This window comes from Actinoplanes sp. NPDC023714, assembly GCF_040639855.1.
Classification (GTDB): Bacteria; Actinomycetota; Actinomycetes; order Mycobacteriales; family Micromonosporaceae; genus Actinoplanes.
In genome coordinates this window covers 547,738-561,200 of sequence record NZ_JBFAAR010000005.1, presented here as the reverse complement: position 1 = coordinate 561,200, position 13,463 = coordinate 547,738, and the positions used below count along the sequence as shown (strand labels likewise).

The 13,463-nt window shown below is 70.4% G+C and carries 12 protein-coding genes; 4 read left to right on the top strand and 8 right to left on the bottom strand.

The genetic code is table 11. The features are described from left to right. Positions 1–48: 48 nt before the first annotated feature. From AB0G10_RS25320 to clpB, 6 genes are all read right to left on the bottom strand, one after another. The gene (locus AB0G10_RS25320) at positions 49–723 is read right to left on the bottom strand and encodes a class II aldolase/adducin family protein (RefSeq protein WP_360926291.1); all 675 of its coding nucleotides are present in this window, start codon (positions 721–723) and stop codon (positions 49–51) included. 70 nt (positions 724–793) lie between these two features. Next, positions 794–1,171 carry a metalloregulator ArsR/SmtB family transcription factor gene (locus AB0G10_RS25315; protein WP_014440216.1) on the bottom strand — a complete coding sequence of 126 codons (378 nt, stop codon included), beginning with the start codon at positions 1,169–1,171 and terminating at the stop codon, positions 794–796. 57 nt (positions 1,172–1,228) lie between these two features. Further along, the gene (locus AB0G10_RS25310; protein WP_360926288.1) at positions 1,229–1,609 is read right to left on the bottom strand and encodes a hypothetical protein; all 381 of its coding nucleotides are present in this window, start codon (positions 1,607–1,609) and stop codon (positions 1,229–1,231) included. Positions 1,610–2,001: 392 nt separating this feature from the next. Beyond that, a complete protein-coding gene (locus AB0G10_RS25305) occupies positions 2,002–2,844 on the bottom strand; it encodes a hypothetical protein (protein WP_360926285.1) in 843 nt (280 codons plus the stop codon). A gap of 425 nt (positions 2,845–3,269) precedes the next feature. After that, the gene (locus AB0G10_RS25300; RefSeq protein WP_360926282.1) at positions 3,270–4,727 is read right to left on the bottom strand and encodes a hypothetical protein; all 1,458 of its coding nucleotides are present in this window, start codon (positions 4,725–4,727) and stop codon (positions 3,270–3,272) included. Positions 4,728–5,381: 654 nt separating this feature from the next. Next, on the bottom strand, positions 5,382–7,970 hold the full coding sequence (gene clpB / locus AB0G10_RS25295) for an ATP-dependent chaperone ClpB (RefSeq protein ID WP_360926279.1): 2,589 nt from the start codon (positions 7,968–7,970) through the stop codon (positions 5,382–5,384). 131 nt (positions 7,971–8,101) lie between these two features. Between clpB and AB0G10_RS25290 the strand changes: the two genes are divergently transcribed. The 4 genes from AB0G10_RS25290 to AB0G10_RS25275 all read left to right on the top strand — a co-directional run bounded on the left by AB0G10_RS25290 (position 8,102) and on the right by AB0G10_RS25275 (position 11,662). Beyond that, on the top strand, positions 8,102–9,280 hold the full coding sequence (locus AB0G10_RS25290) for a sugar efflux transporter (RefSeq protein WP_360926276.1): 1,179 nt from the start codon (positions 8,102–8,104) through the stop codon (positions 9,278–9,280). Between the two features lie 32 nt (positions 9,281–9,312). Then, on the top strand, positions 9,313–9,810 hold the full coding sequence (locus tag AB0G10_RS25285) for a cation:proton antiporter regulatory subunit (protein WP_360926274.1): 498 nt from the start codon (positions 9,313–9,315) through the stop codon (positions 9,808–9,810). Between the two features lie 5 nt (positions 9,811–9,815). Continuing rightward, a complete protein-coding gene (locus tag AB0G10_RS25280) occupies positions 9,816–11,027 on the top strand; it encodes a cation:proton antiporter (RefSeq protein ID WP_360926271.1) in 1,212 nt (403 codons plus the stop codon). A gap of 188 nt (positions 11,028–11,215) precedes the next feature. After that, positions 11,216–11,662 (top strand): hypothetical protein, encoded by a 447-nt coding sequence (locus tag AB0G10_RS25275; RefSeq protein ID WP_127544591.1) that lies wholly within the window; start codon positions 11,216–11,218, stop codon positions 11,660–11,662. Positions 11,663–11,718: 56 nt separating this feature from the next. Here the strand turns inward: AB0G10_RS25275 and AB0G10_RS25270 are convergent, their stop codons facing one another. Both AB0G10_RS25270 and dnaJ read right to left on the bottom strand, forming a co-directional pair. After that, complete coding sequence (locus AB0G10_RS25270; RefSeq protein WP_360926268.1) at positions 11,719–12,159, bottom strand: MerR family transcriptional regulator; 441 nt, start codon at positions 12,157–12,159, stop codon at positions 11,719–11,721. 21 nt (positions 12,160–12,180) lie between these two features. Further along, on the bottom strand, positions 12,181–13,389 hold the full coding sequence (dnaJ, locus tag AB0G10_RS25265) for a molecular chaperone DnaJ (RefSeq protein WP_360926266.1): 1,209 nt from the start codon (positions 13,387–13,389) through the stop codon (positions 12,181–12,183). Positions 13,390–13,463 lie beyond the last annotated feature (74 nt).

The following is a 13,463-nucleotide window of genomic DNA, read 5'->3' as shown; positions in this document are numbered from 1 at the left end:
GGCCCGGTTCCCCGAGGGGAGCCGGGCCGTTCTACGTCTTGGTCTTTCTCAGACGGTGACCGCGGTGGAGCCGTGCAGCCGGTCCAGGAACGCCTCCGGGCAGTCGCGGAGGTTCTCCAGCCGGCCCGCGGCGAGCGCGCGGTAGGTCAGGGAGGCCGCCTCTTCGAGATTGCGGGCGCGCTTGTGCGCCAGCTCGACCGAGTCGCCCATCACGACACAGCCGTGCTGGCTCAGCACCAGGCAGTCGGTGCCGTCGGCGGCCATCGCGGCGGTCAGCGACGCCAGCTCCGTGCTGCCGGGCAGCCGGAACGGGACGGTCGACACCCGTCGCAGGTAGAACGCGTGGTCGGTCGTGACGATCCGGATGTGCTCGCCGAGAGCGTCGAGCAGCAGAGCCGTCTGCGGGTGCAGATGGACGACCGCGTTGACGTCGGGACGAGCACGGTAGAGCGCGAGATGCAGGGCGAGCTCGCTGGTCGGATCGATCCGCGGCGGCGGCATGCTGCCGACCATCGCGGGAGCGCCGTCGGAGATCCGGACGGGCGCGAAGGTGTTGCGGCTCAGCCGGTCGAGCCATGAGCCACTCGCGGTGACCCAGATGGCGTCCTCGTCGGGGATGCGGGCGGACAGGTTGCCGCCCGAACCACACACGAGGCCCGCCTGGACCACGTCGTAACCCACGTGCGCGAGCTGGTCACGCAGGTCGCCGGGAACGTAGTTCACCCGTTCCTCCTGGTCCTCGGCCTGGCGTCACGCCCCCATGTTTCAGTGACGCCAGGCGTTTCCCAACGGATCAGCGGGCCTTCTTGGTGGCCCGCTTGCGCGGCGGGGTGAGCAGGTCCGCAATCGTCGCGATCGCGGTCGGCACGAGGCGGTAGTACGCCCACACACCGCGCTTCTCGCGCTCGAGAAGACCAGCCTCCGTCAGAATCCGCAGGTGGTGGCTCACGGTCGGCTGCGAGAGGCCCAGAGGGGCCGTAAGGTCGCAGACGCACGCCTCGCCATCCGTCGCGGACTGAATGAGGCTCAGCAGCCGCAGCCGTGCCGGGTCGGCGAGCGCCTTCAGCACTCCCGCCAGGCGCTCGGCGTCGGCGCGTTCAATAGGCTCGCCGGCAAGCGGCGAGATCTGAGGCATAGTCATTTCCGCCAACGCAGTTCCCACGATCTCCATCCTTCCACCAACTGCATCGATTCTCCTGCATGTGTGCAGGAACGAACCGGCTAACTTTCAGGCCGTAAGGCCGACATCGATCGCCTTCTCGGTCGACCGGAGCGCTCTCGCCCCCCGCCCGCCGAAACCCGCGACACCGACTTCGGTCTCTGCCTCCTGCAACGCCTCAGCCGCCATCTGGTCGCTACCCATCCGTGTCGAGCTCTCGATCCCCGTCTCCGGAGTGAGGCGGGCCACATTGGTAAATCGTCGATTGTTTCGGCTCACCGATCTCGGACGATGAACCGGCACACAACGCATCGAGACCATCACGCGGCACTGCGCGATCTTTTCGCCACTCTCCGAACTCAACTGCCCCCGACCCGATGAAAGCACGGCGCCACGCTGCGCGACGGCCAATTCAGTGATGAATTTACCCAGGTCGTGCCGTGCCTTCATGACATCGAGCGTACTGGCTGGAAGGAAACCGGAATCTTTCGCCCCGCCGGGGCGGAACGGAACTATTGACCCACGGCTTTGGGGGCTTCTGTAAAGAAGGTTTACCGATCGACCATCGCGACTCAGCCTTTCCCCCGACCATAGATGCAGCTCAAAGCAGGTAACGTCGCCACGGTACCTCTGCGCACCTCAGGATCACCTGGTGGATGGGCTGTGAGCATGCTGTGAGAGCGTGAATCACGTTTGTCCATCCAGCGGAAAACACCCACCGTCCGGCCGATCAACATCTATCCGGACAGCCGATCGGGTGACGCGCGCAGAAACGGACCGTACCCGTTCGAGTGACCCACAGTCGTCGATGCAGGGCCGGATTGGGTTTGTTACCGGCGAGTTCAGTCCGAGGGTCGTGACCAGTACTCGTCTTCCGGCCGCTTCTGCACCGGACGGTGAACGAAGTTCTGATCCGCTTCGGACGGAGATTGATCCGATTGCGGGTATTGATCGGGGGTGGATTGTGGCGCGGCCCACGGAGAAGTTGTGACGGAGGAGTCACTCGGTGGGTATACGGGCGGGCCGGCGTACCCGAATCCGGAGGGCGGCGCGGGGGCGCTCGGGTGATTCGCGGGCGGGGTGTTCCACGGCACGGCGTTCCCCGGCACGGTGTGCCCCGGTGCGGTGTGCCCCGGTGTGGTGTTCCCCGGCACGGCGTGCCCCGGTGCGCCGGCGGTGTTGAGGGCGCCGGCGGCGCCCTGGCGGCCGAAGAAGGCCCGGGGAGCCAGCAGGAGAAGGAAGGCCACCACGATGTACGCGATGACCTGAGCGACCGCCACAGCGGCGTTCAGGCCTATCCAGCCGGCCGGATAGGCGGCGTTGAGCGCCTCGCCCAGCGAACCCGGCACCGCATCACCCGACTGCTGCCCGCCGATGGCCGCGACCGACCCGCATCCGCCGAGCACTCCGAGGACGCAGACCCCGAGCGTGATGCCCCAGGCCACCCGGCTGCCGCGCCGCAGTCCCACACCGAGCACCGCGAACAACGCGACGACGAGCAACGCCACCACGGCCCCGACCGCGGCATCGAGCCACACGACGGCGATGAAGTTCTCCGCCACCTCCGAACCGGACGTGGCCTCCCGGAACCGGCTCACCGTCCCGGGTGTGACGGCGACCATGCTGATCGCGTAGACGAACCCACCGACCGCCATGGTCCAGAGCAGAGCGACAGCGGTCGTCACGGCGCCGGGCCGGACAGCGCGCCGCCGCCCGGCCGGATCGTGGCCTTGAACGAACGCTTCGTCCGCAGCCTGATCGCCCGGGAGAGGCGTGCCCGGGAAGGGTGTTCCCGCGGAAGGCGTGCCCGGGAAGGGTGTTCCCGCGGAAGGCGTGCCCGGGAAAGGCGTGCCCGGGACGGGTGTTCCCGGGGACTGTTCACCGGGAGCCGGCTCGCCGGGGTTGGGCGGTCCCGGAACGGGCGGCTGTGCGGCGTACGACATCGATGAGCTCCCGCGGTGGTTCGGCTGGCCAAAACCTACCGCCTGCGGCGTCCGAAAGTGGCCGGACCGCTTCCGCCCGGGCTCCGACCGGAGAGAACGAACCGGCCCACCTCGATGAGGCGGGCCGGTCCACGATCGTTCAGAGGGCTACCAGAGGCTGCTCGGCCTCAGGATTGATCCGTAGGCCGGCCACCCTGCGGCCCTTCACCCCGAGACCCAGGCTGCGGGTCGTCGTCCGAGGAAGGGCTGTCCTGGGAACGGCTTTCCTGGGTTTCGCCTGCCTGGGATTCGCGTGCCTGGGATTCGCCTGCCTGGGATTCGCCTGCCTGGGATTCGCCTGCCTGGGCCTGGTCGCCACCCGGGAACGGCGGCGGCGGAGCCCACGGGTCGCTCGGCGGCAGGCTGGCGGGCGGCGAGCCGGGAGCGGCGGGTGCACCGAAGGTGGGCGGCTGCGGCGGCTGCGTCCCCTGCTGTCCGGGATACGGAGGAAGGCCGGGCGCGGGCTGGCCCGGCTGACCGTACTGTTCCGGGGTCCCGAAATGGCTCGCTTCCTCCGGCTGTCCCTGGGAAGAAGGCTGCCCCGGGAACGGCGGCGGCTGCTGACCCGGGAACTGCGGCGCGCCCGAGGTCGGCTGCTGCGGCGGCGGACCGTAGGAAGGCTGTTCGTGGGAAGGCGGCCCATACGGTCCCGGCGAACTCGGCGCCGGCGTTCCCGGGTAGGGCTGTCCGTAGGCAGGCTGTCCATAGGAAGGCTGCCCCGGCGGCCCATAGGGCGGCTGCCCCGGCGGCGGGAAACCACCGGCGGGCGGCGGAAAACCGGACGGTGGGAATCCGGGCGGCGGCACCGATCCTGGCAGCGGGAAACCGGCGGGCGGGACCGAACCGGGCGGCGGCACCGATCCCGGCGGCAGGGAGCCCGGCTGCGGATAGCCACCAGGTGCCCCGGAACCCGGATAACCACCGGCCTGCGCGGCCCCCGGCGGCGGATAACCACCGGGAGGAGCTGAACCGGGCGGCGGGTAACCACCGGCCGGATATCCACCCGGCTGGAAGCCGCCGGCCGGCGGGTAGGCGCCTCCGGGATAGCCCGGATATCCCGCGTATCCCATCGCCGGCTTGCGGAAGAACGCGTTGGCCGCCGGCAGCGCCAGCAGGATGACCACCGTGATCAGCGCGAAGATGGTGGCCAGCGTCAGCACCCAGAGGAGGGGCTCGACCCAGCCCGGCGTCGCGGCCGCGACCTGCGCGTCGATCTGCGCGTCGCTGGGCAGGCCCGCCCCCGTGCCTTCGGTGCTGGTCACCGCGCTGCCGGCCGTGTCGGTCAGGCCGAGCGCGTTGCAGCAGAGGCCGATGCCGGCGAAGACCCACGTCGTGATGCGCGAGCCGTTACGGCCCTGGCTGTTGAAGAACGCGAGGGTGGCGAGACCGATGGCGATCACGCCGTACATCAGGGCGATCAGGACCATCGCGACGGTCGCGATCATCTCCGCCTCGCCCTCGAGTTCCGTCCCCGCGTAGAGCTCCCGGTAGACCTCCTGTGAGGAGCCGAGCGTCAGCACCACCGTGAGCGCGCTGAGGAGTTGCAGGACAGCCACTCCGTAGAGCAGGTACGACGACGCCGTCACGACGCCCGGGCGCGGCGGCCGAGCGGCTGGCGCCGGATTTGGGGTGGGATATATGGGAACGGTCACACTGCCCTCCTCTAGATCCATTTACGGTATCGGTCGGAGGCCATATCCCGCGACCGCACCTCACCGTCCGCGACGGTGTGGCAGCATCGGGCGACGATGGCTCCTTCATCGCGTTCGACGTCGCTCGTTCGGGGGGCGACACCCCTCGACGGACCCGCCTACACTTCGATTTCGTGGCGTCCGGCCGGCAGCAGAGACCTCCGGCGGACCGCCCTGCCCGCGGCACGAGTCGCCCGCCCCGCGCATTCCTCTCCGGGGCCGAGGCAGACCGGCCGCAGGCGCCTTTCCCATTAGGCCTGCCGCGTGACCACGCCGCGGCTGCCCCAGAGCTGACAAGGACCGGTGAGTCCCATGCCCCACGCAGACACCCTGACCATCGTTCACCATGACGACACGCGAACCCGATTCAAAGACGTGCGATACCAGTTGCACCGCGACGGGATCCACATCTGGTCGGCCGAGGGCGAGCACGCCATCACGGACGTCCTCATGACTCACGCCTACCGGCAGCGGGAGGCGGAGAACTAGGCAGCGGGAGGCGGAGAACCAGAGAGAACGGGCCCCGGGAGACCGGGGCCCGTTCCACTTCTAGGAGCCGCGCTGGACCGCGAGGCCGTCCTTCCCGTCGCTGAGCGAGACCACCACGACGTCGCCGTCCCGGATCTCGCCGCCGAGCAGCGCCTTCGCGAGCAGGTCGCCGATCGTGGACTGGACCAGCCGCCGCAGCGGGCGGGCGCCGTAGATCGGGTCGTACCCGTGCTCGCCCAGCCAGTCCACCGCCTCCGGCCTCACCTCCAGCCGGAGACGGCGCTCGGCGAGGCGGTCGCGGAGCCGGCCGAGCTGGATGTCGACGATCGCGACGAGGTCTTCCTTGGTGAGCGCGTGGAAGACCACGATGTCGTCGAGCCGGTTCAGGAACTCCGGCTTGAAGTGCGCCCGGACCGCGGCCAGCACCTCGTCGCGCCGCTCCTCGTCGCCCATCGTGAAGTCGGCGTTCGCCGAGCCGAGGTTCGACGTGAGCACCAGGATCGCGTTGCGGAAGTCGACGGTGCGGCCCTGCCCGTCGGTGAGCCGGCCGTCGTCGAGCACCTGGAGCAGCAGGTCGAAGACGTCCGGGTGGGCCTTCTCCACCTCGTCGAGCAGGACGACGCTGTACGGCCGCCGGCGCACCGCCTCGGTGAGCTGGCCGCCTTCCTCGTACCCGACATAACCCGGCGGCGCGCCGACCAGCCGGGCCACCGAGTGCTTCTCGCCGTATTCGCTCATGTCAATGCGGACCATGGCCCGCTCGTCGTCGAAGAGGAACCCGGCGAGCGCCTTCACCAGCTCGGTCTTGCCGACGCCGGTCGGGCCGAGGAAGAGGAAGCTGCCGGTCGGCCGGTCGGGGTCGGCGATGCCGGCCCGGGACCGCCGGACCGCGCTCGCGACCGCGGCCACCGCCTCGCGCTGGCCGATCACCTTGGCCTGCAGCGACTCCTCCATGCGCAGCAGCTTGGCGGTCTCGCCCTCCATCATCCGGCCGGCCGGGATGCCGGTCCACGCGGAGACGACCTCGGCGATGTCGTCGGCGCCGACCTCCTCCTTGACCATCGGCGGCTCGGTCTTCTCCTCCTCGGCGTCGGAGGCCTCCCGGATCCCCTTCTCCAGCGCCGGGATGATCTCGTAGAGCAGCCGGGACGCCTCGAGCAGCTCGCCGTCGCGCTGGGCCCGCTCCTGCGCCGCCTTCGCCTCGTCGAGCCGCTTCTTCAGCTCACCGACCCGGTTCAGCCCGCTGCGCTCGCGCTCCCACCGGGCGGTCAGCGCGGTCAGGTCCTCCTCGCGGTCGGCCAGGTCGCGCTCCAGCTTCTCCAGCCGGGCCACCGACGCCGGGTCGGTCTCCTTGCCGAGCGCCAGCTTCTCCACCCGCATCCGGTCGACCTGCCGCTGGAGCTGGTCGAGCTCGACCGGCCGGGAGTCGATCTCCATGCGGAGCCGGGAGGCGGCCTCGTCGATCAGGTCGATCGCCTTGTCCGGCAGGAACCGGTCGCTGATGTAGCGGTCGGAGAGGCTGGCCGCCGCCACCAGCGCGGCGTCGGTGATCTGCACCCGGTGGTGCGCCTCGTAGCGACCCTTGAGGCCGCGCAGGATGCCGATGGTGTCCTCGACCGTCGGCTCGCCCACGACGACCGGCTGGAAGCGGCGCTCCAGGGCCGGGTCCTTCTCGATGTGCTCGCGGTATTCGTCGAGGGTGGTGGCGCCGACCATCCGCAGCTCACCGCGGGCCAGCATCGGCTTGAGCATGTTGCCGGCGTCCATCGAGCCCTCGCCCTTGCCGGCGCCGACGACCGTGTGCAGCTCGTCGAGGAACGTGACGACCTGCCCGTTCGAGCTGCGGATCTCCTCGAGGACGCTCTTGAGACGCTCCTCGAACTGGCCGCGGTACTGCGCGCCGGCCACCATCGCGCCGAGGTCGAGGGAGACGAGCTTCTTGTCGCGCAGGGTCTCCGGCACGTCGCCCGCCACGATCCGCTGGGCCAGGCCCTCGACGATCGCGGTCTTGCCGACGCCCGGCTCACCGATCAGCACGGGGTTGTTCTTCGTACGCCGGGAGAGCACCTGCACCACCCGGCGGATCTCGGCGTCCCGGCCGATGACCGGGTCGATCTTGCCGTCCCGGGCCAGCGCGGTCAGGTCGACGCTGTATTTCTCCAGCGACTTGTAGGTCTGCTCGGAGTCGGCGTTGGTGACCCGCCGCTCGCCCCCGCGCACCTGCGGGAACGCCGCGACCAGCGCGTCCTCGGTGGCGCCGACGCTCGCCAGCGCCTGGCCGACCGCGCCGCCGACCCGGGCCAGGCCGGCCAGCAGGTGCTCGGTCGACACGTATTCGTCGCCGAGCGGCTTGGCGATGAGGTCGGCCGAGCCGATCGCGTTCACGAACTCGCGGGAGAGGGTGGGCTCCGCGGTGCTGGCGCCGCGCGCCGAGGGCAGCTGCTCGAGCGCCCTGGCGGCGGCCCGGCGCACGTCAGCGGGGTTCGCCCCGACCGCCCTCAGCAGCACGGTCGCGGTCGACCCGCCGGTGTCGAGCAACGACAGCAGCATGTGCCACGGCTCGACCGTGGCATGCCCGCGGCTGCCGGCGTCGGCGACCGCGGCGGTGATCACTTCGCGGCTCTTGGTGGTCAAGCGTTCGGTGTTCATGTGCTCCCCTGATCGGATCCCAACCAAGCGGACTTGAGCGTATGCCACTCAACTTTAGCGCGCACCCCAAAGCCGTGACGACCACCACCGAACAAGGGTGGCAATAGGAAAGAACCCGTAACGTTGCCGGGGTGCGGCGGCTCCTCCCTCTAGGCCTCGTCTTTCTCACCTCCGGCATCGCCACCGCGGTGGTCGGGCCCTTCCTCGGGCTCTTCCTCAGCACGGCGGTCGACGCCAGTCCCGTCCAGGTCACCTTCTTCCTCGTGGTCGCGTCGCTCTCCGGCGTCGCGATGTCCTGGGCGATCGGCCGGATCTCCGACCGCCGCCCGATGCGCCGCACCCTGCTGATCATCGCGGCGCTGGCCGGTTGCGCCGGCGCGGGCCTCACCGCCTTCATCCGCGACTACTGGGTGCTGCTTGCGCTCACCGCGACGGCGACGGCGATTGCCGGGTCGCTCTTCCCACAATCCTTCGCGTACGCCAGGCAGGTGCTCCAACGCGACGATCCGTCCCGGGCCGCGATGGGGATCAGCACGCTGCGCACGGTCTTCTCGGTCGCCTGGGTCGGCGGCCCGTCCCTCGCGGCCGCGCTGCTGGAGGCGGGTGACTTCGAGTACGTCTACGGCGCGGCGGCCGTCACCTACCTGATCGCCGCGCTCGTGGCGGTGCGCTGGCTCCCGGAGGTCGAGGCGCCGGCCGCCACCACCGACGGCGAGCACCTGTCCGGGAAGGCGCCCCGGATCCTCTTCCCGATCCTGGCCGGTTTCACCCTGCTCCAGACCAGCATGGTCCTCGGCGTGCAGGCGCTGCCGCTGTTCATCGGCGAGGAGCTGGGCGGCTCGGTCGGCGACGCGGGCCTGCTCCTCGGGCTCTGCGCGGCGCTCGAGATCCCGCTCATGCTCGGCTTCGGCTGGCTCTCCACCCGGGTGCCGCTCCGGATGATCATCATCGGCGGCGCGGTCTGCGCGGTGATCTACCAGGTGCTCACCAGCACGGCCGACTCGGTCGCCATGCTCGCCGTCGCGCAGATCCCGAACGCGCTGTTCATCGCGGCGACCTCGGGGCTGGGCATCTCCTACGTGCAGGACATGATGCCGCGCTTCCCGGGCCGGGCCACCACCATGTTCACGAACACCTTCCCGATCGGGAACATCCTGGCCGCCCCGCTCTTCGGCCTGGCCCAGCAGTACGGCTTCCGGCTCGCGTACGTACTGAATCTCGCCCTTGTCCTTCTCGGTCTGCTGCTGCTGGCGGTCTTCCGATCCAAGGGACGGGCGGACACAACGATCGCGATGTCTGTTTCGGGGTAGGAACGGGCCCGTTGCGGGTTAACGTTGGCGTCGTGCGCGTACGGGTGGAACAGACTCCGCTGCCGGGAATCGGCGTCCGCCATGACCTGGTGACCTCCTCCGGCCGTACGGTCGGGGTCGTCTCGCATCGCAACGGTCGCCGCGACCTGGTGCTGTACGACGTCGACGACCCCGATTCAAGCCTCGCCTCGATCCCGCTGACCGACGACGAGGCGGAGGCCCTGGCCGACGTCCTCGGCGCGTCGCTGATGCTGGGCCAGCTCGCCGGCCTCCGGCAGCAGGCCGCCGGTCTGCTCACCGAGCAGATCGCGCTGCCGGCCGGCTCGCCGTTCGTGAGCCGGCGCCTGGGCGACACCCGCGCCCGCAGCCGGACCGGCGCGTCGATCGTGGCCGTGTTGCGCGACCGGGAGGTGATCGCCTCCCCCGAGCCGTCGTTCCGGTTCGAAGCGAACGACGTGGTGGTGACGGTCGGCACCCGGCAGGGTCTGGACGGCGTCACCGCCATCCTGGCCGGCGACGACGACGGCTGAGCCTCGTGGGACACGACACGACGATCCTGCTCATCGAGATCGGCGCGCTCCTCTTCGGCCTCGGCATGCTCGGCCGGATCGGGCGTCGGTTCGGGTTGTCCCCGATCCCGCTCTACCTGCTGGCCGGGCTGGCCTTCGGGCACGGCGGCGTGGTGCCGCTGTCGGCGAGCGAGGAGTTCATCGGCATCGGCGCCCAGATCGGCGTGGTGCTGCTCCTGGTCATGCTAGGCCTGGAGTACTCGGCCGACGAGCTGGTGGACAACCTGCGCGCCGCCGCGCCGGCCGGCCTGATCGACATGCTCCTCAACGCCCTTCCCGGCGCCGCGTTCGCGCTGCTGCTCGGCTGGGGCTGGGAGGCCGCCCTGGTGCTCGCCGGCATCACCTGGGTCTCCTCGTCCGGTGTGATCGCCAAGGTGCTCGGCGACCTGGGCCGGGTCGGCAACCGGGAGACCCCGGTGATCCTCTCGGTACTGGTCATCGAGGACCTGGCGATGGCCTTCTACCTGCCGATCGCGACGGCGGTGCTGGCCGGCGCCGGCCTGATCCCGGGCCTGAGCACGCTCGGCGTCGCGGTGGTCACGGTGGTGGCCGTGCTGGTCGTGGCGATCCGCTACGGCGGCGAGATCAGCCGGTTCATCTCGGTGAAGGACCCGGAGGCGCTGCTGCTCAGCGTCCTCGGCCTGACGCTGTTCATCGCCGGGGTGGCCGGCGAGCTGAAGGTCTCCGAGGCGGTCGGCGCGTTTCTGGTCGGCATCGCGCTCTCCGGCCCGGTCGCGCACCACGCCACCGAGATGCTGTCCCCGCTGCGCGACCTGTTCGCCGCGGTCTTCTTCGTCTTCTTCGGCCTCTCCACCGATCCCGCCGACATGCCTGCCGTGCTCGCCCCGGCGGCCGCCCTGGCCGTCCTCACGATGCTCACCAAGGTCGTCACCGGGTACCTCGCCGCGAAGCGGGCCGGCATCGCGCTGCCCGGCCGGGTCCGGGCCGGTCTCGCCCTGATGCCGCGCGGCGAGTTCTCGGTCGTCATCGCGGGCCTCGCGGTGGCGTCCGGTGTGGAGCCGCGGCTCGCGCCGCTTGCCACGGCGTACGTGTTGATCACCGTGGTCACCGGTCCGATGCTGGCACGGCTGCCCGACTACCAGTGGTTCAAGAACCTGATCCGGAAGTGGGCGGCGGCCCAGGCGGCGCGGGCGAAACCGATCCCAGCACCGGAGTGACCTGCGTCTCCATAACGAATGCCTAAAGTTACTGTCCAGTATCCGAATGTGAAGCCTTGACACTTCCGCTGAAACACTCAGCGCGCTACCGTCTCGGAGCGACGACTCTGAGTATTGGGACGTTCGACACTGACCACCGGTGGAGTGACGCCGGCCGGTTGATGCGGACGCATGAGTGAGGCGGCGGCGTGAGCGTGCGTGAGGCAACATTCCTCGGATTCGGGAATCCGGTCGATCCCCGGCCGGACGAGCTTCAGGCGTGGGCGTACCACCCTGAGGCGGTCCCGCTGAACACGATGCCGCGCGACTGGGATCTGCTGATCTCCGGCGACGTGCTCGGCCCGACCCTGTTCGAGCTGGCCATGGACCGGCAGTGCCCGGCGCGGCGATTCGCACAGCACTGCATGTACATCTACGCCGCGGACGGGGTGCGGCAGAACGCGAGCGGGCAGCGCAAGCGCCGGCTCAAGAAGTTCGTGGAGCGCGCCGAGGAGGTCGGCGACGAGCCGATGCAGATCTGGGCGCACAACTGCCGGGTGCTGATGACCCGGCCGGAGCTCTTCGACCACCACGACTGGATGGAGGGCGGCCTGGTCCGCCACCCGCGACGCCTGGGACTCTTCAACAGGCGGTAATCGTGAGGTGACTACTGGTAGTAACGGCGGCCCCGTGCGAACGGGGCCGCCGTTCTTCATCTGTCCGGTGAGCGGCGCGGCCGCCACACCACCAGGGCCGTCGAGTGGGTCTCCTGGCGCACCAGGTCCCGGCTCGCGTACGGGCTGCTCATCGCCTCGAGCTGGGCGATCCGGTCGTACGCCGCCTCGAGCTGCTCGGTCAGCTCGGCCACCCGGTGCTGCAGGTCTCCGACCAGTTGCTCGAGCCCGATGATGCGCTTGATCCCGGCCAGGTTGACGCCGTCGTCCTGGCTGAGACGCTGCACCTCCCGGAGCAGCGCGACGTCCCGCTCGCTGTACCGCCGGCCGCCTCCACCGGCCCGCCCCGGCTGCACCAGCCCGAGGCGGTCGTACTGCCGGAGGGTCTGCGGGTGCATCCCGGCCAGCCGGGCGGCCACCGAGATGATCAGAACCTTCGCGTCGGAGGCTTCCGTCGAGATGTGGATCTCTTCATACATGTGCCACCTCCAAGTGAGGGTCTAACCGGCCCGGCGCATACGGGCGTCGAGCCGCTCCCGCCCCGGAGGCGGGGTGAGTTTCGCGAACTTCTCCAGCGCGTCCCGGGCCTCGTCGCTGACGGCGGCCGGGATCTGCACGTCGACGGTGACGATGAGGTCGCCGGACTGGCCCTCCTTGCGGACCACGCCCTTGCCCCGGGCCCGCAGCTTGCGCCCGCTCGGCGTACCCGGCGGAACCCGCAGCGTGACCGGCCCGTCCAGGGTGGGCACCCGCAGGTCGGTGCCGAGCACGGCCTCCGACACGCTGATCGGCACGGCGAGCGTCAGGTCGTCGCCGCTGCGCCCGAACAGCTCGTCCGGCCGGACCTTGACCTGCACGTACAGGTCGCCGGCCGGGCCGCCCCGGTCGCCCGGCTCGCCCCGGCCGCTGAGCCGGATGCGCTGGCCGTCGGCCACGCCGGCCGGGAACCGCACGTTTATCGTCCGGGTCTTGGTGATGCCGCCGGAACCCCGGCACTCCGCGCACTTCTCGTCCACGACGCTGCCCGAGCCCTGGCAGTCCCGGCACGGCTCGGAGAAGCTGAACGAGCCCTGGTTGCTGGAGATCATGCCGGTGCCCTGGCACTTCGGGCAGGCCCGCGGCGTGGTGCCGGGCTTGGCGCCGGTGCCGCGGCAGGTGTCGCAGGCGCCCGGGGTGCGCAGCGTCAGCGGCAGCGTCGTGCCCTTGACCGCCTGCACGAAGTCGAGCGTCACCTCGGTCTCGACGTCCCGGCCGCGCTGCGGGCCACGCCGCGCCGCCGCCGGTCCGCCGGCCGCGCCGCCGCCGCCGGAGAAGATCGAGCTGAAGATGTCCGAGAAGCCGGTGCCGCCGAACCGGCGGTCGGCTCCCGCGGGCCCCGCGCCGCCGGCCCCGCTGAACCCGCCGAACAGGTCGGACGGGTCGAACTGGGCACCGCCGCCGCCGGGACGCGCCCCGCGGCGGAACGCGCCCGAGCCGAAGAGCGAGCGCATCTCGTCGTACTCTTTGCGCTTCTTGTCGTCGGCGAGCACGTCATAGGCCTCGGAGGCCGCCTTGAACTTCTCCTCCGCTTCCTTGTTGCCCGGGTTGCGGTCCGGGTGAAGGTCACGGGCGAGCTTGCGGTACGCCTTCTTGATCTCGTCGGTTGAGGCGGACTTGTTCACGCCGAGCACGGCGTAGAAGTCTTTCTCGAGCCAGTCCTTCGAGCTCATTCAGTCCACCTCCTTCGACTGCGGCTTCGCGGAGTCCCGCCCGCCGGCGGACCGGCGGGCGGGAGACGACACTG

Bases quoted from the DNA above. Each gene is read 5' to 3' on its own strand.
- AB0G10_RS25315 (WP_014440216.1), bottom strand. From the start codon at position 1,171: ATGGAGATCGTGGGAACTGCGTTGGCGGAAATGACTATGCCTCAGATC.
- AB0G10_RS25310 (WP_360926288.1), bottom strand. From the start codon at position 1,609: ATGAAGGCACGGCACGACCTGGGTAAATTCATCACTGAATTGGCCGTC.
- clpB (WP_360926279.1), bottom strand. From the start codon at position 7,970: ATGAACACCGAACGCTTGACCACCAAGAGCCGCGAAGTGATCACCGCC.
- AB0G10_RS25270 (WP_360926268.1), bottom strand. From the start codon at position 12,159: ATGTATGAAGAGATCCACATCTCGACGGAAGCCTCCGACGCGAAGGTT.
- dnaJ (WP_360926266.1), bottom strand. From the start codon at position 13,389: ATGAGCTCGAAGGACTGGCTCGAGAAAGACTTCTACGCCGTGCTCGGC.